The sequence below is a fragment of the Pusillibacter faecalis genome (assembly GCF_018408705.1).
Classification (GTDB): Bacteria; Bacillota; Clostridia; order Oscillospirales; family Oscillospiraceae; genus Oscillibacter; species Oscillibacter faecalis.
This window is the reverse complement of the sequence record NZ_AP023420.1, coordinates 223347-244729: the sequence shown is the minus strand read 5'-3', so window position 1 is coordinate 244729 and position 21383 is coordinate 223347. Positions and strand designations below refer to the sequence as shown.

Here is a 21383-nt window from a genome sequence, read left to right as displayed (position 1 = left end):
ACGGCGGGGCAGTCCCCCGCCGCTATGTCCGCTCCTGGATGGTCACATGCACGGTGTCTCCCGGATGTTTGCCGAGTTTGGCCCGGATGTCCTTCCGCAGGCCCAGGATGTGGCCGGGTGTGCCCATCCGCACCAGATTCCCATCATAGGGGACGCCGTCAAAGCTGGCAGAAACCTTCACTCGGCCCTTGCCGAACACCGCCCGCACATCCAGGGGAATTTCTACATAGGCTCCGTCGATGTCCGGGACCTTTTGAATAACGGCATCAAACTCATAGCGCTCAGGATTCATCCAGCATGGCCTCCATGTCCTGCCGGGTGTCCACGTCCTGAAGCTCCCGGGCCGGCACGTCCAGAAGAAGCAGATCTTCCTCGTGGCGGCGGATGACCGCGTTGCCGCCAAGGTCCTCCCGCAGCTCCAGAAGCTCCGGGAACAGCCGTGCGGGGAAGACACAGGGGTTTCCGCGGACGCCGCCGTGAGCCAGGGCTGCCAGCTTCTCCGGCTGAGACTTCCACAGGCAGATGAGAGCTGCCACACTCTCCCGCCGCAGCAGCGGTTGGTCGGAGACCAGGAACACCACTCCGTCGCAGTCCCGCAGACCGGTGAGCCCTAGGGCAATGGTGTGGCTGATTCCATACTCCGGGTGGTCGTTGCACACTGCAGCGAAATGAAACTCTTTTGCAAGGCGCATCACCTCTGGATACTGTGTGACCACGGTAACGGCATCCAGATGCTCCGTGGGGACTGCTTCCAGGGCGCGCAGGATCAGGCTCCTGCCCCGGAGCTGTGCTGAAAGCTTGTTGTCCCCGAATCGGCTGGCATTTCCCGCCGCCATCACCACGCATCCAAGCCTGGGTGCTTTGATCTCTTCCATGTTTTGCCCCTCAATCGTGTATTTGTCAGTAGTATATCCGCTTTTTCCACGGCAAGTCAAGAATTCAGCTTCAAGGAGGAGTGCCCTATGAGCAAAAGCGTCGGCAAAAGCCTGAAACGGGTGGATGCCTATGACAAGGCCACAGGCCGCGCCAAATATACCGACGACCTCTGCGGCCGGGAGGCGCTGATCGTCAAGATCTGTCATTCCACTATCGCCCACGGCTTTGTCAAACGGATTGACACCGCCGCAGCGGAGCGGATTCCCGGGGTGGTGCGAGTGCTGACCTGCTTCGACGTGCCAGAGTTCCCCTTTCCCACGGCGGGTCATCCCTGGTCTACGGACCCCGCCCATCAGGACGTGGCGGACCGGCTGCTCTTAAACCGCCATGTCCGCTATTATGGGGATGAGGTGGCCGTGGTGATCGCGGAGGACGAGGTGGCTGCGGCCCAGGGCGTCCGGGCGCTGGAGGTGGAGTACGAGGAGCTGCCCTTCGTCCTGGACCCACAAAAGGCTATGGAGGGCGAGGCACCCCAAATCCACGAGGAATTTCCAGGCAACATCCTTAAGCACACGGATATCCGCCGGGGAGATTACCAGACAGCCATTCAGGAGCCGGACCTTGTGAAGGTGGAGGGCTGGTACGACACCCCCACGGTCCAACACTGCCACATTGAAAATCACGGCTGCTTTGCCTATGAGGAGGCGGGGCGGGTCGTAGTGGTGACCTCCACCCAGATTCCCCATATTGTCCGCCGGGTGGTGGGGCAGGCCCTGGGAATTCCCTGGGGCAGGGTCCGGGTGATCAAGCCTTACATCGGCGGAGGATTTGGAAACAAGCAGGACGCGCTGTACGAACCGCTTTGCGCCTGGTGCTGCACTCAGGTGGGCGGGCGTCTCGTGAAGCTGGAGTGCAGTCGGGAGGAGACCTTCATCTCCAACCGGGTCCGCCACGCCATCCGCACCCATATCATCTCCTGGGTCCGGCCGGACGGCACTCTGGCGGCCCGGAAGTTCGAGGCGTTTTCCAACCAGGGGGCATACGCCTCCCACGGCCACGGCGTGGTGGCGAAGGGTATGGGGGCCTTTCCCCAGCTCTATCCCTGCGACAACCTGGAGTGCGACTGCTGGTCCGTGTTCACAAACCTGCCCGCCGCCGGCGCCATGCGGGGCTACGGCATTCCCCAGGCCATGTTCGCCGGGGAGTGCCACATTGACGATATCTGCGCGGCCATCGGTATGACGCCGCTGGAGTTCCGCCGCAAAAACCTGATGCCCGTGGGGTATCAGGACGGCTTTTCCAAGAACGAGAACTATTTCGACACCTTCAACCAGTGTATGGACCGGGGGATGGCGGCCATCGACTATCAGCGCAAATACCAGCTCTACCAAAACCAGACCGGCCCCGTCCGCCGGGGCGTGGGGATGGCGGTGTTCTGGTACAATACCGCTGTGTGGCCCATCTCGCTGGAGTCCTCCTCCTGCCGGATGGTGCTGAATCAGGACGGATCGCTGCAGTTCCAGACCGGCGAGACGGAGATTGGCCAGGGCTGTGATACCGCCTATACCCAGATGGTGGCGGAGGCGGTGGGAGTTCCGGTGGAGAGCGTCCACGTGGTCTCCACCCAGGACACGGATGTGACGCCCTTTGGAACAGGGGCCTACGCCTCCCGACAGACCTATATCGGCGGCTTTTCCATTATGCAGACAGCCCAGGCCCTGCGGGAGCGGATTTTGCAGGTGGCCCATGAGCAAACCCGGATGCCGGTGAGCAACCTGGATCTGGTGGACGGGCGGATCGTCCGCAAGTCCGACGGCCGGGAGCTCAAATCCCTGGGAGACCTGGCAACGGAGAGCCTTTACTCCCTGGAGAGAAGCCAGCACATCACCGCCGAGACCACGGCCCAGATCAAGTCCAACGCATACTCCTTTGGGTGCACCTTTGCCGAGGTGGAGGTGGACATTCCCATGTGCAAGGTAAAGCTGGTGCAGATGGTCAACGTCCACGACTGCGGCCGCCTCATCAACCCCGCCCTGGCGGAGGCCCAGGTCCACGGGGGTATGTCCATGGCCATCGGCTATGGCCTGAGCGAGGAACTGAAATTTGACGAAAAGACCGGTAGGCCCCTGAACGGCAACCTGCTGGACTACAAGCTCTCCACCTGCATGGACCACCCAACGCTGCAGGCGGCGTTTGTAGAGAACCCAGAGCCCACCTCGCCCTTTGGCACCAAGGCCCTGGGAGAGCCGCCGGCCTGCTCCGGCGCGCCGGCCATCCGCAACGCGATTTTCAACGCCACTGGTGTGGCCTTTGACCGCTGCCCCATCACACCCCACGTGCTCTATCAGAAATTCAAGGAGAGCGGACTGTTGAAGGAGGAAAGCCATGTATGACATGAAAGCCCTGTATCAGGCAACGAGCGTGGCCGACGCCGTGGCGCTGCGCCTCGCTCATCCGGAGGCCCAGATCATTGCCGGCGGGTCCGACGTGCTGGTGCAGATGCGGGAGGGAAAGCGGGCTGGTGCGGAGCTCATCTCCATCTACGGTCTGGATGAGCTCCGGGGCGTTTCCCTGGAGGCGGATGGGACGCTGCGCATCGGCTCCCTCACCAGCTTTTCCCACATCACCCAGGACCCGCTGATCCAGAAATACGTCAACGTCCTGGGGGATGCTGTGGACCAGGTGGGCGGCCCGCAAATCCGCAATATCGGCACCATCGGCGGCAACACCTGCAACGGCGTCACGTCGGCGGACTCGGCCTCTACGCTGCTGGCCTATAACGCCGTGGTAGAGATGACTGGACCGGAGGGGCGGAGACTGGCGCCCATCCGAGAGTTCTACATTCGGGCGGGACAGGTGGACATCCGGGCAGGAGAGCTGCAGACCGCAATTTTAATTCAAAAAGACGACTATACGGATACATTCGGACATTATATCAAATATGCCATGCGGAACGCCATGGACATCGCCACTCTGGGCACCTCTGTGAATGTGCGCCTTTCCGCCGACAAGCGGACGGTGGAGCGGGCGCGGGTGGCCTTTGGCGTGGCGGGGCCGGTGCCTATGCGGGCGGAGAGCGCGGAGGCAGTAGCCGCAGGCGGGTCTGTGGGTATGGATCTAGCGGAGGCGTTCGCTCAGGCCGTGCGGGAGGATATCCACCCCCGGGACTCCTGGCGGGCGGCCAAGGATTTCCGGATGCACATCGCGGTGGAGAGCGCCAAGCGGGCGTTTGTGGAGGCCGTGCGTCTGGCGGGAGGTGCACTGTGATGGAGAACAGGCAGTATGAGACCATACATTTCAATCTGAACGGTCGGGACGTGGAGCGGACGGTGGATGTCCGGGCCTCCCTGACGGACCTGCTCCGGAACGACTTCCGGATGACCAGCGTGAAAAAGGGCTGTGAGGTGGGGGAATGCGGCGCCTGCACGGTCCTCATCGACGGGGAGGCATTCAACTCCTGTATTTATCTCGCGGTGTGGGCGGAAGGAAAGCACGTCCGCACGCTGGAGAGCCTGCTGGGGCCCAACGGCGAGCTGAGCGACATCCAGCAGGCGTTTGTGGAGGAGGCCGCTATCCAGTGCGGCTTCTGCACCCCCGGTGTGATCCTGACGGCGGTGGAGATTCTGGAGAGCGGGCGAGAGTACACCGACGACGAGCTGAGAAAGCTCCTCTCTGGTCACCTGTGCCGCTGCACCGGGTATGAGAACATTCTCCGGGCAGTGAAAAAGACCATGTACCGGCGGCTTGGCAAAGAGCCTGCGGAACAAAGAGAACGATGAGGGGAACGGTATGAAAGAGAACCAGGTGAGAAGCTGCATCGACTGCGGAAGCAAGAGCTGTGAGCGAATGGACGGGGCAAACCCACCTTTCTGCCTGACCACGGGGTTGGACCAGGAGGTGTTGGAAGAGGCGATGCTCCTCTACACAGAGGACGACTGGAACGCCCAGGCCACCAAAGCGGCCGCCGAGGTAGAGGCGGAGTACTACTGCGAGATGACCAGGGTGGAGGAGATCATGGAGTTTGCCCGGCGGCTTGGCGCCAAACGGATTGGCATTGCCACCTGCATTGGGCTTTTGACAGAGGCGCGAACCGCGGCGCGAATTTTCCGTAGGGCAGGGTTTGAGGTCTACGGCGTGGCCTGCAAGGTGGGCGCGCAGCCCAAGACTGCGGTGGGAATTCCGGAGGCCTGTGAGAAGGTGGGGAAGAATATGTGCAACCCCATTTTGCAGGCCAAACTCCTGAACCGGGCCAAGACGGATTTAAATGTGGTAATCGGTCTTTGCGTGGGGCACGACTCCTTATTTTATAAGTACGCGGAGGCTCTGACTACCACCCTGGTAACGAAGGACCGGGTGCTGGGGCACAATCCGGCGGCGGCGCTGTACCAGGCGGACTCCTATTACCATAAAAGGCTATTGGGCGAGTGAGCGGGGAGCCGCCCTGTTCAGTACTTTTTATTTGACGCATCCCCCTTTTTCGTGGTATGATAAAGATACCAAGAGAGGAGGAATCCTTATGAAAACCATTATCACCATTGGCCGGCAGTTTGGCAGCGGCGGCAAGGAAGTGGGCATCCGCGTGGCCAAGGAGCTGGGTATTCCGTTTTACGATAAGGAGCTTTTGCAGGAGGCCGCCAAGAAAAGCGGTCTGTGCGAAAAAATCTTCGAAAATTTTGACGAGCGGCCCAAGAGCCTGCTCTACTCCATCGCCATGGATTCCTATATGTTTTCTCTGCCGGGTGCCGGTGCTGGAGATTCTCTGGAGCAGCAGGTATATCTTGCTACCTTTGATACCATCCGGCACATCGCAGAGCAGGGGCCTTGTGTGATCATCGGCCGCTGTGCGGACTATGCCCTGGCGGAGAATCCCAACCACCTGAGCCTGTTTATTCACGCACCCATGGAGGCCCGCATCCAGCGGGTGGCCAGGCGGCAGAAGCTGACACCGGAGGAGGCCCGTAAGACTATCATAAAAACCGACAAGCGGAGAGCCTCTTACTATGAGTATTACTCCTCCAAAAAGTGGGGGGCAGTGGACAGCTATGATTTCTGTCTGGATTCCAGCTACCTGGGGCTAAGTGGCACTGTGGAGCTGATCCGCGCTATGGTGGAGCACAAGGAGCATCCAATTCCAAGCCCCACGGAGATTGACCCTACAGAGCAGGTGTAATAGCAATCAGGAATCCCCTCCTCCATTTTCCATGGAGGAGGGGATTTTGGTGCGTTGGTGTGAAAGATTGCCGCTCTAAAGAGGCGGAGAAACATCCGGAAGTCCGTCGAAATGGACCTGGAACCGCTCCTGGGCAAAGGCGTGGACCTCGGAGACGTAAGATTGGTAGGCAGCCAGCAGCTGCTGGGCCTCCGGCGTCAGCTTGGCGCCTCCTCCATGGCTTCCACCAACGGTGGATAAAAGCAGCTTGCAGCCAAAGACCCCCTCTGCTGTGCGGATAATGCGCCAGGCCTTGGAGTAGGCCATGCCCATAGAGGCCGCCGCCGCCCGCAAAGAGCGGTGAACCACCACCCGCTCCAGAAGTGTGGCGATGCCTGGGCCAAAGCAGCGCTGGTCATCATCGCTGTAAAGGCGCAGGGTCAATTTTAAATGTAGCTCATGCCGTGCCATCAGGCGCCTCCCTTGTCTCTACAAGATGGAACTGGCCGTCAGTGACCTGATAGACCTCAAGCAGGGACTTGCCATCGCGGATCTGCGTCACTTCCCGCCGCACCAGCGCCAGCTCGCCAAAATCGACATAGCGGTATATATTCGTTTGGTAAAAGCCGCCCTCCGGACCATCGCCTCCAAAACTCTTGACTGTGGCGCGGATTTCCTGGGACTCCGGGTCTGCCTCGGCTCCCTGAAGAATGAAGGCGAATTGATAGCGCTGCGTCTCTTGATCCCACAGCCAGTAGTAGTGAGGAATCGTATTGTTAGGAGACCAGCCGAACAGATCCAGATCGTCATATCCGTCAAAATTCATATCGTGGATAGTCATGGCCTCCTCCACGGACCAGCAGGAAGTGTAGCCGGCCTCAATGCCATCTATGCCGCCTGCTTCAATGGCATCCTGAACGGAAAGGGTCTGGAGCAGGGACTCTCCATCGTAGACCCGGACCTCCCGGACACCCCATTCGTCCAGGTCCGTTCGCTGCTTGCCGATGGCCTGCAACGTCAGAGTCCGGCCTTCGTCCACGGTGGCCGATAAGGTGGAGAGGATATGATCCTCTTTCTCACTAGAGGAAACAAGTGCATCGGGAGCGGAGGATTCCACCTGCTTCTGAGCAGAGCCATCCGCACCGCAGCCAGAGAGCGTCCACAGAAGCAGCAGTAAAAGTGCCTCCTGTCGAAAGGGCTTCATAGACATCTCCTCCAAACGAGAATTCACCTTTATTATAACATGTAGCTTTGGATTTGCAAACGGTTTAAAGTGTGATATAATCCATGTGAAATCGAATTCCCTAGGGAAGACGGGGGAGAGGAGGACGTATGGAGAAAGTCAGACTGGGGCGTACGGAGCTGTATGTGACAAAAACATCCTTTGGTGCACTGCCGATTCAGCGCATTTCCAAAACTGACGCGGTCAGGCTGGTTCGACAGGCGTATGAGGCGGGCATCAACTATTTTGATACCGCTAATATGTATACGGACAGTGAGGAAAAGCTGGGAGCGGCCCTGCACGATGTGCGGCAGCATGTGGTGATCTCCACTAAGAGCGGAGCCACGGACAAGAAGACGGCTCTGGAACACATGGAACTGAGCCTACGGCGACTGCGGACGGATTACATTGACCTCTTCCAGTTTCACAATCCAGCGGTTCTGCCGGACATTGACGACCCGAATGGCGCCTTTGCCGCGGCGCTGGAGATGAGGGAAAAGGGCTATATCCGGCATATCGGCATCACGAACCATCGGCTGGCTGTGGCGCGGGAGGCGATTGCATCCGGAAAATTTGAGACGCTACAGTTCCCTTTTTGTTATCTGGCCTCGGATCAGGATTTGGAGCTGGTGCGCCTGTGCAGGGAACACGATATGGGCTTTATCGCCATGAAGGGACTCTCTGGGGGGCTTTTGAACAATGCCGCGGCTTGCTACGCCTTCATGCAGGAATTTGACCACGTGGTGCCGATCTGGGGCATCCAGTACGCCTGGGAACTGGAGCAGTGGGTGGATCTGGCGAAGCGGAATCCCCGCATGACTCCGGAGCTGCAGGAGATCATTGATAAGGACCGGAGGGAGCTGGCGGGGAATTTCTGCCGCTCCTGTGGCTACTGCCTGCCCTGCACAGCAGGAATTGATATTCCCCAGGCCGCACGGATGAGCCAGCTGCTGGGGCGGTCTCCCTACCGGCCCTACATGAGTGATACATGGTATGCCAAGATGCACAAGATTGAGGAGTGCGTGCACTGCGACATTTGCAAATCCCGCTGTCCCTATGGGCTGGACACCCCGGCACTGCTGGAAAGGCAGCTGGCAGAGTACGACGCATTTTATGCGATCCACCACAACGACTAATCGGAGGAAACGATGCTATTTCAAAATCAAGAGACCAAAATACAGCTGGAGATTGCGGGCTATGAGTTTCCGCCGGATGGTGGAGCGCCTGGCAGTGATGACCGGAACTGGCTGGTGATGCGGTGCGCCTGGACCGACGAGGAGGGGGTTCTCCGCAAGGACTCCAACAGCTGCCTTCTGACTTATGAGCTGCGGGAGCTGGCGGCAGGACTGAAGGTTCTTCGGGCAGGGCTGAAGGAGAGCTACCACAGCGACTTTGTGGAGTCCTACTTTCAGTTGGATGCCTGGGCGGAGAAAGAGCATTTCCGAATCTCGGTTTCCTTTGTCCTGCCGAATACTATGGACGGTGACGATACCGCTGAGGTGGAGTGTGTGATGACACAATCGGAGATACGGAAACTGACGGATGAATTGGATGCCCTGTGCATGAAGTACCCGGACCGCGCCTGATTGCAAAAGAGCGCCTGTGGAGTATCCCACAGGCGCTCTTTTGCAATTATTGATTTTTGTTGTAGCTGTCGATGGTGCCGGCCTCGGTCATCTTGGACATGAGGATGTGCTCCACGTCTACGCCCTCCCAGCGGCCATGGAGGAAGCGGTCCTTAATCTTCACCCAGAAGATGATGCCTAGGACGATCCACACGCCCAGGATGATGAAGGATGGGACGCTCAGGAAGCCGGGAGATCCGGGGATGAAGGACAGGATGATGAAGAAAGCGGCCAATACCGTGCCGATGGCACTGATGATGGTCTGGCCCTTCAGACCGTCCTTCTTAGACATGATGGTGGCGGTGGCGCAGGTGTAGGTAAAGCCCACGGCGGCGCCCACGCAGGTCATATCCACAACCCAGGTCAGGACCTGACGGCCAAACCACGGACATACCAGGGAGATAGCCAGCAGGAAGTAGGTGGCCTTGTCAGGAGTGCCGTACTTGGGATGCAGCTCGCCGAAGGTGCTGGGCAGCGCGTCGGCGTAGGACATGGAGTACAGCAGACGGCTGGCGGCCAGATAGAAGGCGTTCATGCCGGAGAGCACGGCGCACAGCATGGCCAGTCCCAGGAACAGCAGGCCCACATAGCCAATGGTGTTCTGCACCGCCTGGCCGGTGGCCCAGTCGGGATTGCCCAGCATCATGGGGCCCCAGGGCTCCACAACGGCGGTGACGAAGACCATGGAGGCATAGATCAGAGCGCCCACCAGGATCGCGCCCACCATCAGGGCCTTGGCGGCCTTGTGGGAGAAGCTGTACTCCTCAGCGGCTTGAGGGATGCAGTCGAAGCCGACGAAGCAGTAGGGGGCGTAGCAGGCCACGGCGATGATACAGGCCAGGCCGCCCTTGCTGACCACCTCGCCGTTGGAAATCTCGGCGAAGAAGGGCTGCATGTTGGAGAAGTCAGGCTTTGCCAACAGAACGCCGATCACGCAGAAGAGCACGGAGCCCACCAGCAGCACGGCCACGGTGGTCTGGAACCAGCCGGCGGACTTGACGCCCTTGACGTTCATGTAGCCCAAGACGATGATGAAGGCGGAGGAGAGGAGCACCTCGCCCAGATACACATCCCAGCCGGCGATGGTGTACATATGACCAAACTGGAACACGCCGGGGAAGATGTACCGGGTGATCATGCCGATGGCAGTGCTGTTCAGGGGAATCAGGGACCAGTAGCCCAGAACGATCATCCAGCCGCAGGCGAAGGCGTGCTTCTTGCCGAAAGACGCGTCCGCGTAGACAAACTCGCCGCCGGAGAGGGGATACTTTTTGATGCAATAGCCATAGCTCAGGGAGATGATGGCCATGACGCAGCCGCCGAGAAGGAGGCCGATGATGGCGCTTGGTCCCGCCTTTGGCAGGAAGTTGGTACCTGGCATGACAAAAGTACCCCATCCAATGATGGCGCCCAATGCCAGTGCCCAGATGTCGATTTTGCGCATGTCCTTTTTAAATGCGCCCTGTTGTTGCGGTTGATGAGACATGAGAACCCCTCCTTAAGTCAAATACGGCTTTGCTTGATAGACAAAACTCCCAAGATATCAGACTTATGCAAAACCACTGAAACACTTATAACACCTGGGTGGAAATTAGTCAAGTTTTTGTTTTGACAATAAAATTTTGATGGACAAATTATTTTTCTGTGTTTTTTCATAGTCAAAAAAACGAAAAGTATTCTGTAAATAGCAAATTTTTTTATTTATGTCCAATTTGTTAAGAAGGGCAAGGCGAGGATTGGAAAAAAGATTTGGTCAAAATAAACAAAAGAGATTTCTGGAATAAAAAAGAGAAGAAACAGGAAGTTTGTCGAACGATGAGAGGTTTACCATTCGCGGTACAATGGATTCATGAAACGCGAATTCCCCTTTTGGAGATTGCTGAAATGAAAAAGTTGGCGGTTTGCACCAGTCTCATCCGAAGCACCGGAGCAGTGAAGCCGCCTGACTGACGGTGGCTTCCGTTCAAAGCCGGACGCAGGTACATACCGCGATGCGCCAACCTGCCCGGAAAAGTAAAATTTCTCCTTGCCAGGGAGGATAAAATCAACTAAAATAAGACAGCGCCACGCCGCGCGGTATATTCAGGAAATACCGGCGGCAGTGCCGGGGAGAATGCCTGGGAGGGGAAAGGATCAACATGTCAAACCGTTTGAAGGGAATTATCATGGCCGCAGGTTCCGCCAGCCTGTGGGGGCTTCTTGGAATTTTTACTCGTGCGCTGAATGCGGCGGAGTATACCAGCTTGGAAATTGCGTATCTGCGTTGTCTGCTCACTGGAGTTGGACTGCTGATTCTCCACGGGATCAAAAATCCGCAGGTGCTGCGGGTTGGAAAGCAAGGTGTTCTCACTTCGATCATATTCGGAGTCCTGACATATACTGCGGGTTTTTTAGGCTATGCCTTTTCCATTGAGCGGATTCCCGTGGCGATGTCGGCGGTACTGTCCTTCATGAGTCCGGTTTGGGTATGCCTCATTGGGCTGGTGGTCTTTCGGGAGCGGGTGCAGCGCAAACAGGTCATTTCCATTGCATTTTGCCTGCTGGGGGCTGTGCTGATTACCAATCTGCTGGGCGTTCAAGAGATGCGGTTTGACATGCTTGGAATGCTGGCTGCCATTTTAAACGGTGTTGGCATTGCGGCGCAGGTGTCAGTTCCGCGCTATTTTTCGGGGCGGTATGAGCGGGATACCATGCTGACCTATGGCTTTTTAGGTGCGTCTGCATTCATGGCGCTGTTTGTGGATCATGGAAAAATCCTTCATAGCTTTGTGGCTCCGGGCGGCCTGAGCGTGATTTTCAATGTGTTGTGTCTTGGTATCCCATGCACGTTGGTGGCCAACACGTGCTTTGTTAAATCCGCCTGCTATGTTAAGCCGACAACGTCTTGCATCCTATCAGCGCTGGAGGTCGTGGTCAGCACCATTGTCGGGTTCCTGCTGTTCCAGGAGAATCTGACAGCGCTGCAGCTGCTGGGCGGTGCTATCATTGTAGCCGCATCCCTTGGCATGGAGCTGCTGGGGCACGCCAATCCCCCGGCCTTGGAGGAGAAAGGGACGGATGCGGGCAATGAAACCGCTGTCAAGCCTCGATAGGGGGACAAGATGGAAGACACTTTGGTGGTTTTGTTGTATATGCGGTATTTAAAATGTCGAACAGCCTCTGTTTTGCACAAAACAGAGGCTGCCTGTCCCTCTTCTTTTTCATGATTTTATAAATTTTCTTTTTTCTTTAAAAAAACAGGTGCAACAGAAAATAGTCTTTGACATATTCCGTTGGATTTTGTATAATTCATACAGACTCGTTTGAAAACAGGCGATTTCTTTTTTTGCTTTTGCCCTTGCAGGGGACTGGTGGGTGTCACCTATTGTGTGTTCCCATATGGATGATCGTTGGAAATAAAGCACAAGAGAGGCTCTTGTGTTTTATATAATTTTTAAAAGGAGAAGATGTTATGAAAAGAAACAAAAAAATTCTTGCGTTTCTGCTTTCGCTGGCACTGACACTTTCCCTTGCCGCCTGTGGAGGCGATTCCGGGAGCTCCGGGGACTCCGGGAGTACGGGAACTAGCAGCGCTGGAGAAGAAGGGAGCGTTCCCGGCGTGAAGAAGGATTTGATTGTTGGCACCGCCGCCGACATCAATCAGCTCAATCCCATGCTGCAAAACGACCAGGCTAACAACAACTGCTTGGTGATGACGCATCAGCGGCTGGTTTCTCTGGATAATGAGACCAATGAGAAAAATCCTCAGCTGGCTACCAGCTGGGAGTGGACCGACGATAACCATCTGGTCTTCCATCTGGTGGAGAATGCGACCTTCAGCACCGGCGAGCCTCTCACCGCTGATGATGTTGTGTTTACCTATGAAATGGCTATGAGCGATGACCCGACTCTGAGCGCCGTTTCCGGCACGCTGGGCTTGGTGGAGTCTGTGGAGGCCCTGGATACTTATACCGTTCAATTCACGACTACCCAGTACAGCAATGAGCTGCTCGACACCCTCATGGGCGTGCCCATGTCCATCCAGTCCAAGGCCGCCTGGGAGGATGAGAGCAACGAGGAGCCCTGGCTGGTGGGCTCCGGCCAGTATGTCTTCTCCGAGTGGAAAGAGGGCGAATATGCCAAGTTCGTCCGCAATGAAAATTACTGGGGAGATGACCCCGGTATGGCTGATGAAATCATCTTCAAGCCCCTGCTGGAGGCATCTCAGCGCGTGATTGCCCTGCAGAACGGTGAGATTGATGTCTGCATTGATCCTCCCGCCACAGAGCTGGAGTATCTGGAAGAGGACGAGAATATCACGGTTCACACCCAGCCCGGAACCCGCCTGTTCTATCTGGGCTTCAACTGTGAGAAGGAACCTTTTAATAATGAAAAGCTGCGGCAGGCTGTTTCCTGCGCCATTGATAAGGATTATATCATTGAGGTGGTCCTGGGCGGTCGCGGCAAGCCCCAGACCTCCATTTTGAACCGCGGCGTGTGGAGCTTCCTGGATGACAATGAAATTGAGGGCTACACCTATGATCTGGATCGGGCCAAGGAGCTGATGGCCGAGGCCGGTTATCCTGACGGCGGCCTGACGGTGAATCTGTATGCAGCCACCGATGATCCGTACAAGACCATTGCACCCATTATTCAGGCCAATCTGCAGCAAATCGGCATTACTGTGAATATCCAGTCCTTCGATCAGGCCACATTGAAGACAGAGTGCCAGGCCGGCAACCAGGATATGTTCCTGTGGCGCTGGAACGTGATCACCCGTCTGGACGAGACCTACCGCGAGCTCTACTACACGGGATATCCCACCAACTATCATCACCTGGCCGATTCCTATGTGGATGAGATGACGGATAAGATCCTGGTGGAGAAGGATGCCGACGTCCGTATGCAGGAAAGCCAGGAGCTGCAGCAGTACATGGCAGAGATCGTTCCTCAGGTTCCGCTGTATGTGCCTGATCTGGTGATTGCCTATAATAAGAATCTCCAGGGCACGTACCTCTTTGGCGGCGGCAACCACGTCTGGTCTCACGCCTACGTTGCGTTGGAGAGCGCTGAATAAGCACTGTGAGCGGGACCGAACAATCAGATATTCGGTCCCGCTCCTGTTTTACGGCGGCCGCTCCCTGTTTCCGCGGCGTTTTTTCTGAAGGAGATATTGGATATGATTCGATACATTATCAAGCGTCTGCTTTTGATGATCCCAACCCTTTTAGTGACCTCCCTGCTGATCTTCTGGGCCATGGATCTGGCCGGAGGTGATCCCGTGCAGCAGATCCTGCCTGAGAACGCAACGGTTGAGCAGCAGGAGGCGCTCCGGGAATCCATGGGCCTGAACGATCCCTTTTTGACCCGCTATTTCCGGTATGTCGGCGGAATTATCACCGGCGACATGGGCACCTCCTGGAAGAGCGGTCTGGATGTTTTTGATACCTTTATGGGCCGGCTGCCGAAGACCCTTCTCTTGGGAGGTACGGCGCTGATTTTTGCCTGCCTGATCTCTATTCCGCTGGGTGTCTATACGGCGATTCACCAAAACTCGTGGAAGGACACCGCCGGCATGGTCTTCGCGCTCTTCGGCGTGTCCATGCCGAACTTCTGGCTAGGTCTGATGTTTATCCTCTTATTTTCACTTAAGCTGGGGTGGCTGCCGTCAGGAGGAACTGGAGGCATTGAGTACTTAATTATGCCCGCCGCCACGGTGGGGCTGAGTCTTGCAGCGCTTTTGACGCGAACCACCCGGAGCGCCATGCTGGATGTAATCCGGCAGGACTATATGACCACGGCAAAAGCAAAGGGCGCGTCCCGCAATCGTGTGATTTATCAGCACGGACTGCGCAACGCTATGATTCCCATTGTCACTGCCATCGGCATGCAGTTCAGCTTTGTGATGACCGGCTCGGTCCTGGCTGAGACGGTGTTTGCTTGGCCTGGAATTGGCCGGCTGATCGTGGATGCGATCAACAAGCGTGATACACCAACCGTTACCGGCTCTATCATCCTCTGCTGTGTGATGATGGCGCTGATCAACCTGGCAACCGATATTGTCTATGCCTTCTGTGATCCCCGCATCAAGGCGCAGTATTCCAATAAGAGGTGATTGCGATGAGAAAAAACATCACAATAGAAGAAGCGGCCCAGGAGGTTCAGGGGCGCTCTCAGGCCCAGGAAACTCTGCGCCGCCTGCTGAAAAATAAGGGCGCCATCATTGGAATGGTGTTCCTGGTTCTCCTGGTGGCTGCAACCATTGCATCCACATTTATTTACGACTATGACACGGATATTGTTGGACTGAGCACTGAAATCTTTCAAGGTCCGTCCTTGGAGCATTGGTTTGGTACGGACCAGACAGGCCGTGATATTTTCGCCCGCGTGATTTACGGCGCGCGCTACTCCCTGGCCATCAGCATTGGCAGCGTTGCCATCGGACTGGTGATCGGCATGATTCTCGGCGCGCTGGCTGGTTTTTATGGCGGTGTCATTGACCAGATCGTGATGCGTTCCAACGATATCCTGTATTCCATTCCTAACATCATGATTGCCGTGGTCATCGTCTCCCTGCTGGGGACCAGCACGGTGAATCTGCTGCTGGCGCTGAGCATCAGCTCCGCCACGGGCTTTACGCGGATTACACGAGCACAGGTCATGACCATTCGGGGGGAGGAATATATTGAGTCCGCCTACGCCATGGGCCTGCCCACCTGGAAAATTATTCTCAAGCACATCATTCCAAACTGCCTGAGCCCGATCATCGTGCAGATCACGCTGCGTATCGGCTCCACCATCATCTCCGCGTCCTCCCTGAGCTTCCTGGGCGTTGGTGTCCCGTCTCCCACGCCGGAGTGGGGCGCTATGCTGTCCGATGGACGCGGCTATATCCGCAGCTCCGGCTGGATGTGCATGTTCCCAGGCTTGGCCATCATGCTGACCGTTCTGGCGCTGAATTTGCTGGGAGACGGCCTGCGGGACGCGCTGGACCCCAAGCTGAAGAAGTAAGAGGTGTGTGATGGCTGATAATGTATTAGAGATTAAAGACCTGGTCGTTCATTATGAGACGGACGACGGCTGTGTGGAGGCGGTCAATGGACTGTCCATTTCCATCGGCAGAGAACGGACGCTGGGGCTGGTGGGTGAAACGGGCGCCGGAAAGACCACCACAGCTCTGAGTATTTTAAATCTGGTGCCCAATCCGCCTGGTGTGATCAAAAGCGGCGAGATTCTGGTGGAGGGGAAAAATGTTCTTCAGATGAGTGAGAAAGAGCTGGAGAGCATGCGCGGCAATGACGTGGCCATGATCTTCCAGGACCCCATGACCGCCCTGAACCCGGTGATGACCGTGGGCAGCCAGATTGCGGAGAGCATTCAGCTCCACCAGAACGTGGATGCGAAGGAGGCCATGGAAAAGGCTAAGGAAATGCTGCGTACGGTAGGAATTTCCGACAGCCGGGCGGGCGACTATCCCCATCAGTTCTCTGGTGGCATGAAGCAGCGGGTGATCATTGCAATTGCGCTGGCCTGCCAGCCGAATCTGCTGATTGCAGATGAGCCCACCACCGCCCTGGACGTGACGATTCAGGCGCAGGTGCTCTCACTGATGAAGGATTTGATTGTCAACAATCACATGTCCATGCTGCTCATTACCCATGACCTGGGAGTTGTGGCTGAAACCTGTGACGATGTGGCCGTGGTCTATGCCGGCCGCATTGTGGAGGTCGGCTCTGCAGACGATGTATTTAACCATACCCGTCACCCTTACACGGAGGGACTCTTTGACTCTTTGCCCAATTTGAGGCAGCGGGGAGAGGAGCTGGTTCCCATTAAAGGCTTGATGCCGGACCCCATGAACCTGCCCCAGGGCTGCACGTTTGCCGAGCGCTGCCCCTATGCAACGGAAGCCTGCCGGGAGAATATTCCGGAGCTGCGCCATGTGGAGGGAAGCCACTACGTGGCCTGTGATGCGTATCGCGATCCAAGTTTCCGCTTGAGGAGGAATCAAAATGGCTGATGAGAAGAAGATCATTCTGGAGGTCCAGAATCTGACCAAATATTTTGATACCCCCAAGGGCAAGCTCCACGCCGTGGATGGCGTCAGCTTTCAGATTGAAGAGGGCAAGACGCTGGGCGTTGTGGGTGAGAGCGGCTGCGGCAAGTCCACGACTGGCCGCACACTGCTGAAGCTGACGGAGCCCACCTCCGGCAAGATTATCTTTGATGGGGAGGATATCACACGTTATAACCGCAGCAGAATGCGGGCCCTGCGCACAAAGATGCAGATGATTTTCCAGGACCCGTTTTCCTCTCTGGACCCCCGGCAGAGCATTATGCAGCTGATCAGCGAGCCCATCAAGGAGCACAAGCTGTTGAGCCGCAAGGAGGAGATCGAAAAACGGACGCTGGAGCTGATGGACATCGTGGGCCTTGCCCGACGCTTTGTCAACTCCTACCCCCATGAGCTGGACGGCGGCCGCCGCCAGCGGATTGGCATCGCCCGGGCTCTGGCCGTGAATCCCAAGCTGATTGTGTGTGACGAGCCGGTTTCCGCCTTGGATGTGTCCATTCAGGCACAGATTCTGAACCTGCTGAAGCAACTGCAGCGCGACATGGGACTGACCTATGTCTTTATTACACATGATTTGAGCGTGGTGAAATATTTTTCGGACGACATCGCTGTCATGTACCTGGGACAGATGGTGGAAAAGGCACCTTCGGATGAGATTTTTGCAAACCCGGCTCATCCGTATACGCAGTCCCTGCTCTCCGCCATCCCCTTGCCCATCGTGGGTAAGGAGAAGCCGGAGCGCAAGCTCATCAAGGGCGAGGTCACATCGCCGGTCAATCTGCCGGATCAGTGCCGTTTTCTCAAGCGCTGCGACGCCTGTATGGAGGACTGCGCCCACCGGCCCAATCCGCAGCTGACAGAGATTTCACCAGACCACTTTGTGGCTTGCCACATGGTGGCTGACAAGTATGGAGCATAAAACCTGGCAAGGAGGTTGTATTTGATATATGTATAATTCCATTTCTATGACCCGTATGGCGTCTTCCATTGCCTATGCGATGGGAGCAGAAGCGCCGCGGCAGGCAGATCCAGCCATTCCTCTTGTCACCGATATGGTGGACGAAGTTTTAAACGGCGGGAAAGCGGACCGGGTTCTCATTTATAATCCCGACTGCATTGGACTTTGGATGTATCAGAAGTATACGGAGGACCTGGCCCCGGTGCTGCACGCAACACAGCTGGCTCTGCCGATTGCCACAGTGGCCCCCTCCTGGACGCCGGTGTGCTTTGGTTCTATGTACACAGGTGTTTCGCCTGACGTACATGGGATCAAAGGTTATGTCAAACCGGTGATCACCGTGGACTCCCTGTTTGACTCTCTGCCCCGCAGCGGCAAAAAGGTGGCACTTGTGACGGTGGCGAAGTCCAGCATGGCCATGGTCTATTTGAACCGTGAGATTGACTATTATATTGAGGAATACGACGACGCTGTGACGGAGAAGGCACTGGAGCTGATTCAAAAGGATCAGTATGACCTGATTGTGGTCTATAACCAGGAGTACGACGATATGATCCACCGTACGCAGCCGGAATCCCCAGAGGCTATGGCGGCTTTCCACCATCATATTGATGCCTTTGACAGGCTGACCAAATGCGTGAAGGCAAACTGGGCGGACCACGACACCATGGTGGTCTGGGCCTCGGATCATGGCAACCATATGAACGACCAAGACCATGGAGCCCATGGCGAGGACTGCCCGCGGGATATCAATGTCATGCATTACTATGGAATCTATCCCAAGAAGCATCCGTAACAAAGACGAGCGTCCGGCGCACCGTGTGTGCGCCGGACGTCCTTAAAAAGAAATGGAGGGGTCGCATGACGGGAGAGACCGTCTATACGCTGGAGAACCTGACGGACTTTTATCGGATTGCCGCGATGCGAATGGGTGCCCGCCGCTATCAAATCATTCGCATGTTGTATTTGCTGGGCGGAGCGGCGCTTATTTTGATTGGGGCATATGAAGGGCTGGATGTCCTTGGCGGGAATGGAGACGCGGTTGTGATTCTCCTGGCTGTGATCGGACTGTATCTTGGCATTCAACTGCTCCAGACCGGCTGTAGATTTTATGCTTGCTTTGCGGCCCGCGCGCTAAAGAGCATTCCAGAGGATGCCCGCCGCTGCTATTTCTCCTTTGAAGAGGAGCAGCTTGTCATCAGCAACCGGATGAAATCCACGAGCTACCCCTATGAGCAGTTTGGCGTGATTTATGAGACTGCCGAGAGGTTCTATTTTTATATCAACGCATACAATGGATATATTCTGGAAAAGAGTGGGATTCGAAACGGGTCAGCAGACCAGCTGCGGGAGTTTTTGAACAGCAGGCGGGAGGATGCCGTGGAAACCATAGAGCTCTCTTGAAGGAGAGCATAGGATGATTCGAAAGGGGGAGCGATGCTTTATGGAGAGTAGACCGTATGTGGCATGGGACGTGATGAATCGCTTTTTGATTGATGCGTTTAAGGGATATGGCGTTCCAGAAGAGGATGCAAAAATCTGTGCTGACGTGCTGCTGGAGTCTGACCGCCGGGGGATAGAGAGCCACGGCTGCAACCGGTTCAAGCCGATCTATATTGACCGGATTGTGAAGGGGACCTTGAAGCCTGTCACAGAGATTGAGGTATTGAAGGACACCCCGACGACGTTGGTCTATGACGCCCACGACGGCATGGGGATGGTGGCGTCCTATCGCATGATGGAGGCGCTGATTGAAAAGGCTAAAAAATATGGGATGGCCGGCGGCGCGATCCGGAACTCCACCCATTATGGCATAGCAGGATACTGGACTACCATGGCGACCAAGGCAGGCATGATCGGCGTCACCGGAACGAATGCCCGGCCTTCCATTGCGCCGACTTTTGGCGTGGAGAATATGATGGGGACGAACCCCTTGACTTGGGCAATTCCGACAGATGAGGAGTTTCCCTTCTGTATCGACTGTGCCACCTCCGTTGTTCAGCGGGGCAAGATCGAGTATTACGCTCGGGAGGGAAAAGACACGCCCGCCGGCATGGTGATCTCTCATGATGGCAGTTCTATGACGGACTCCAGCGCCATTTTAAAGGCACTGGTGGACGGGACCGCCGCATTGACACCCTTGGGCGGTGCGGGTGATGAGATGTGTGGTTACAAGGGGTACGGCTATGCCGCAGTGGTGGAAATCCTGTCCGCCGCCCTGACTGGAGGACCTTTCATGAAGGCGCTCACCGGTGTGGATCAGAATGGAAATCCTCAGATGTACCACCTAGGACACTTCTTCTTTGTGATCAATCCAGAGTTCTTTATGGGACTGGATACCTGTAAAAAGACTGCGGGGGACATTTGCCGTGCGCTGCGCGCCTCGGAAAAAGCGCCGGGTCATGACCGCATTTACACTGCCGGAGAGAAGGAGTGGCTGGCGTGGTGTGAGCGCAAAGACAAGGGCGTTCCCATCGGCGAGGCGGTCCAAAGGGAGATGATTGCGGTCCGGGACCAGCTGAAACTACCCTATCATTTTGATTTCGAGGCCGCCATCTGAATGCCATTGGTGGCTGTTTCAGTAGGGGCGGTCGCATGTACCGCAGCGGTCAAAAAATTCATTAGCAGGGGGCGGTGATGATACCGCCCCTTGCCGGTCGTCCGATTTTCTTGCCGGAGGCCGATTGCTGCGGGGCCGCTTCGAAATCGCGGCTGGAAGCCGTGGCATGTCAAGGCCGTGGAGACGGTCTAAAATCGTAAGGGTGGTGAGATTTGTGATCAAGGCATTGGACTACCTGCGGGAATTAAATATCCTCTCTCTGGCGCTGCGTCTGCTGCTGGCCATGCTGTTGGGAGGCGCGATTGGCTTTGAGCGGGGCCGCAAGGGACGGGCTGCGGGGTTTCGGACCTATATGCTGGTGTGCCTCGGAGCCACCTTGACGGGTATTTTGAGCCAATATCTGTTTGTGATGGTTTCCACCAGTTGGGCGGACGTGGCCGCAGAGGTTGGACGAAAGGTAGATGTCAGCCGCTTTGGTGCCAAGGCCATCGGTGGAGTAGGTTTCCTGGGGGCCGGCACCATCCTCATCACAGGGCGGCAAAAGGTACAGGGGCTTACCACGGCTGCCGGCCTCTGGGCTTCAGCCTGTATGGGACTGGCGATTGGTGCCGGATTTTATGAGTGTGTTGTTATCGCATTTATCTTGATTTTTTTGTGCATGCGATTCCTGCCGGTTCTGGAGCGGATTGCGGTGGAGAATGCGCGGAATATGAATTTTTATGTAGAGTTTTCCTCTCTGGAGGATGTCAGCGATATTATTAACTGCATCAAGGCGCAAGGGGCCCAGATTTATGGGGTGGAAATTGACCATGGCAAACCGGAGCATATAGAACGGCCAAGCGCGGTGTTTTCCATCCGGCTCAATCAGAAAATCCACCATGAGCAGGTCCTGGCTTCCATAGCGGAGCTGGAGACCGTTATTACATTGGATGAGATATAA

General features: G+C 56.3%; 22 protein-coding genes. 17 read left to right on the top strand and 5 right to left on the bottom strand.

Annotation, left to right across the window (positions count from 1 at the left end; all coding sequences use genetic code 11):
* Nucleotides 1-22: 22 nt before the first annotated feature.
* Both KJS55_RS01155 and KJS55_RS01150 read right to left on the bottom strand, forming a co-directional pair.
* A complete protein-coding gene (locus tag KJS55_RS01155; protein WP_187031276.1) occupies nt 23-292 on the bottom strand; it encodes a DUF1905 domain-containing protein in 270 nt (89 codons plus the stop codon).
* A complete protein-coding gene (locus KJS55_RS01150; RefSeq protein ID WP_213542500.1) occupies nt 282-875 on the bottom strand; it encodes a nucleotidyltransferase family protein in 594 nt (197 codons plus the stop codon). Before KJS55_RS01150 ends, KJS55_RS01155 begins: the two co-directional genes overlap by 11 nt.
* A gap of 87 nt (nt 876-962) precedes the next feature.
* Here KJS55_RS01150 and xdhA point away from each other — a divergent pair, with 87 nt between their 5' ends.
* The 5 genes from xdhA to KJS55_RS01125 all read left to right on the top strand — a co-directional run bounded on the left by xdhA (nt 963) and on the right by KJS55_RS01125 (nt 6046).
* Nucleotides 963-3269: a xanthine dehydrogenase subunit XdhA gene (gene xdhA / locus KJS55_RS01145; RefSeq protein ID WP_213542499.1), complete on the top strand. Its 2307-nt coding sequence runs from the start codon at nt 963-965 to the stop codon at nt 3267-3269.
* Nucleotides 3262-4143, top strand: coding sequence for a xanthine dehydrogenase subunit XdhB (gene xdhB, locus KJS55_RS01140; protein ID WP_213542498.1), 882 nt, complete (start codon nt 3262-3264; stop codon nt 4141-4143). The genes xdhA and xdhB overlap by 8 nt, the downstream gene beginning before the upstream one ends.
* A complete protein-coding gene (gene xdhC, locus KJS55_RS01135; RefSeq protein ID WP_213543628.1) occupies nt 4143-4655 on the top strand; it encodes a xanthine dehydrogenase subunit XdhC in 513 nt (170 codons plus the stop codon). Before xdhB ends, xdhC begins: the two co-directional genes overlap by 1 nt.
* Before the next feature lie 10 nt (nt 4656-4665).
* Entirely contained in the window at nt 4666-5304 is a 639-nt protein-coding gene (locus KJS55_RS01130) for a DUF1847 domain-containing protein (RefSeq protein ID WP_187031286.1), read from the top strand.
* An 88-nt stretch (nt 5305-5392) separates the two neighbouring features.
* Nucleotides 5393-6046 (top strand): cytidylate kinase-like family protein, encoded by a 654-nt coding sequence (locus tag KJS55_RS01125; protein ID WP_187031288.1) that lies wholly within the window; start codon nt 5393-5395, stop codon nt 6044-6046.
* 75 nt (nt 6047-6121) lie between these two features.
* Here the strand turns inward: KJS55_RS01125 and KJS55_RS01120 are convergent, their stop codons facing one another.
* Nucleotides 6122-6496, bottom strand: coding sequence for a winged helix-turn-helix domain-containing protein (locus tag KJS55_RS01120; protein ID WP_187031290.1), 375 nt, complete (start codon nt 6494-6496; stop codon nt 6122-6124).
* Entirely contained in the window at nt 6483-7229 is a 747-nt protein-coding gene (locus KJS55_RS01115) for an XAC2610-related protein (RefSeq protein ID WP_213542497.1), read from the bottom strand. Before KJS55_RS01115 ends, KJS55_RS01120 begins: the two co-directional genes overlap by 14 nt.
* Nucleotides 7230-7357: 128 nt before the next feature.
* Here KJS55_RS01115 and KJS55_RS01110 point away from each other — a divergent pair, with 128 nt between their 5' ends.
* Both KJS55_RS01110 and KJS55_RS01105 read left to right on the top strand, forming a co-directional pair.
* Nucleotides 7358-8383 (top strand): aldo/keto reductase, encoded by a 1026-nt coding sequence (locus tag KJS55_RS01110; RefSeq protein WP_213542496.1) that lies wholly within the window; start codon nt 7358-7360, stop codon nt 8381-8383.
* Nucleotides 8384-8395: 12 nt separating this feature from the next.
* Entirely contained in the window at nt 8396-8833 is a 438-nt protein-coding gene (locus KJS55_RS01105) for a WapI family immunity protein (RefSeq protein ID WP_213542495.1), read from the top strand.
* Nucleotides 8834-8879: 46 nt separating this feature from the next.
* Here the strand turns inward: KJS55_RS01105 and KJS55_RS01100 are convergent, their stop codons facing one another.
* Nucleotides 8880-10358 (bottom strand): APC family permease, encoded by a 1479-nt coding sequence (locus tag KJS55_RS01100; RefSeq protein WP_187031299.1) that lies wholly within the window; start codon nt 10356-10358, stop codon nt 8880-8882.
* A gap of 652 nt (nt 10359-11010) precedes the next feature.
* Here KJS55_RS01100 and KJS55_RS01095 point away from each other — a divergent pair.
* The 10 genes from KJS55_RS01095 to KJS55_RS01050 all read left to right on the top strand — a co-directional run bounded on the left by KJS55_RS01095 (nt 11011) and on the right by KJS55_RS01050 (nt 21383).
* Complete coding sequence (locus KJS55_RS01095) at nt 11011-11964, top strand: DMT family transporter (RefSeq protein ID WP_187031301.1); 954 nt, start codon at nt 11011-11013, stop codon at nt 11962-11964.
* A 359-nt stretch (nt 11965-12323) separates the two neighbouring features.
* Entirely contained in the window at nt 12324-13928 is a 1605-nt protein-coding gene (locus tag KJS55_RS01090; RefSeq protein WP_213542494.1) for an ABC transporter substrate-binding protein, read from the top strand.
* Nucleotides 13929-14030: 102 nt separating this feature from the next.
* Complete coding sequence (locus KJS55_RS01085; RefSeq protein ID WP_187031303.1) at nt 14031-14966, top strand: ABC transporter permease; 936 nt, start codon at nt 14031-14033, stop codon at nt 14964-14966.
* Nucleotides 14967-14971: 5 nt separating this feature from the next.
* On the top strand, nt 14972-15862 hold the full coding sequence (locus KJS55_RS01080; RefSeq protein WP_187031304.1) for an ABC transporter permease: 891 nt from the start codon (nt 14972-14974) through the stop codon (nt 15860-15862).
* A 10-nt stretch (nt 15863-15872) separates the two neighbouring features.
* Nucleotides 15873-16871: an ABC transporter ATP-binding protein gene (locus tag KJS55_RS01075; RefSeq protein ID WP_187031305.1), complete on the top strand. Its 999-nt coding sequence runs from the start codon at nt 15873-15875 to the stop codon at nt 16869-16871.
* Nucleotides 16864-17844: an ABC transporter ATP-binding protein gene (locus KJS55_RS01070; RefSeq protein ID WP_213542493.1), complete on the top strand. Its 981-nt coding sequence runs from the start codon at nt 16864-16866 to the stop codon at nt 17842-17844. The genes KJS55_RS01075 and KJS55_RS01070 overlap by 8 nt, the downstream gene beginning before the upstream one ends.
* Before the next feature lie 28 nt (nt 17845-17872).
* The gene (locus tag KJS55_RS01065; protein WP_213542492.1) at nt 17873-18679 is read left to right on the top strand and encodes an alkaline phosphatase family protein; all 807 of its coding nucleotides are present in this window, start codon (nt 17873-17875) and stop codon (nt 18677-18679) included.
* 65 nt (nt 18680-18744) lie between these two features.
* Entirely contained in the window at nt 18745-19287 is a 543-nt protein-coding gene (locus tag KJS55_RS01060) for a YcxB family protein (protein ID WP_187031310.1), read from the top strand.
* Between the two features lie 13 nt (nt 19288-19300).
* Complete coding sequence (locus tag KJS55_RS01055) at nt 19301-20443, top strand: Ldh family oxidoreductase (protein WP_228300425.1); 1143 nt, start codon at nt 19301-19303, stop codon at nt 20441-20443.
* Between the two features lie 214 nt (nt 20444-20657).
* Nucleotides 20658-21383 carry an MgtC/SapB family protein gene (locus KJS55_RS01050; protein ID WP_187031315.1) on the top strand — a complete coding sequence of 242 codons (726 nt, stop codon included), beginning with the start codon at nt 20658-20660 and terminating at the stop codon, nt 21381-21383.

Coding starts and splice junctions, on each gene's coding strand:
- KJS55_RS01155 (WP_187031276.1), bottom strand. CDS start 292: ATGAATCCTGAGCGCTATGAGTTTGATGCCGTTATTCAAAAGGTCCCG.
- KJS55_RS01150 (WP_213542500.1), bottom strand. CDS start 875: ATGGAAGAGATCAAAGCACCCAGGCTTGGATGCGTGGTGATGGCGGCG.
- xdhA (WP_213542499.1), top strand. CDS start 963: ATGAGCAAAAGCGTCGGCAAAAGCCTGAAACGGGTGGATGCCTATGAC.
- xdhB (WP_213542498.1), top strand. CDS start 3,262: ATGTATGACATGAAAGCCCTGTATCAGGCAACGAGCGTGGCCGACGCC.
- xdhC (WP_213543628.1), top strand. CDS start 4,143: ATGGAGAACAGGCAGTATGAGACCATACATTTCAATCTGAACGGTCGG.
- KJS55_RS01130 (WP_187031286.1), top strand. CDS start 4,666: ATGAAAGAGAACCAGGTGAGAAGCTGCATCGACTGCGGAAGCAAGAGC.
- KJS55_RS01125 (WP_187031288.1), top strand. CDS start 5,393: ATGAAAACCATTATCACCATTGGCCGGCAGTTTGGCAGCGGCGGCAAG.
- KJS55_RS01120 (WP_187031290.1), bottom strand. CDS start 6,496: ATGGCACGGCATGAGCTACATTTAAAATTGACCCTGCGCCTTTACAGC.
- KJS55_RS01115 (WP_213542497.1), bottom strand. CDS start 7,229: ATGAAGCCCTTTCGACAGGAGGCACTTTTACTGCTGCTTCTGTGGACG.
- KJS55_RS01110 (WP_213542496.1), top strand. CDS start 7,358: ATGGAGAAAGTCAGACTGGGGCGTACGGAGCTGTATGTGACAAAAACA.
- KJS55_RS01105 (WP_213542495.1), top strand. CDS start 8,396: ATGCTATTTCAAAATCAAGAGACCAAAATACAGCTGGAGATTGCGGGC.
- KJS55_RS01100 (WP_187031299.1), bottom strand. CDS start 10,358: ATGTCTCATCAACCGCAACAACAGGGCGCATTTAAAAAGGACATGCGC.
- KJS55_RS01095 (WP_187031301.1), top strand. CDS start 11,011: ATGTCAAACCGTTTGAAGGGAATTATCATGGCCGCAGGTTCCGCCAGC.
- KJS55_RS01090 (WP_213542494.1), top strand. CDS start 12,324: ATGAAAAGAAACAAAAAAATTCTTGCGTTTCTGCTTTCGCTGGCACTG.
- KJS55_RS01085 (WP_187031303.1), top strand. CDS start 14,031: ATGATTCGATACATTATCAAGCGTCTGCTTTTGATGATCCCAACCCTT.
- KJS55_RS01080 (WP_187031304.1), top strand. CDS start 14,972: ATGAGAAAAAACATCACAATAGAAGAAGCGGCCCAGGAGGTTCAGGGG.
- KJS55_RS01075 (WP_187031305.1), top strand. CDS start 15,873: ATGGCTGATAATGTATTAGAGATTAAAGACCTGGTCGTTCATTATGAG.
- KJS55_RS01070 (WP_213542493.1), top strand. CDS start 16,864: ATGGCTGATGAGAAGAAGATCATTCTGGAGGTCCAGAATCTGACCAAA.
- KJS55_RS01065 (WP_213542492.1), top strand. CDS start 17,873: ATGTATAATTCCATTTCTATGACCCGTATGGCGTCTTCCATTGCCTAT.
- KJS55_RS01060 (WP_187031310.1), top strand. CDS start 18,745: ATGACGGGAGAGACCGTCTATACGCTGGAGAACCTGACGGACTTTTAT.
- KJS55_RS01055 (WP_228300425.1), top strand. CDS start 19,301: ATGATTCGAAAGGGGGAGCGATGCTTTATGGAGAGTAGACCGTATGTG.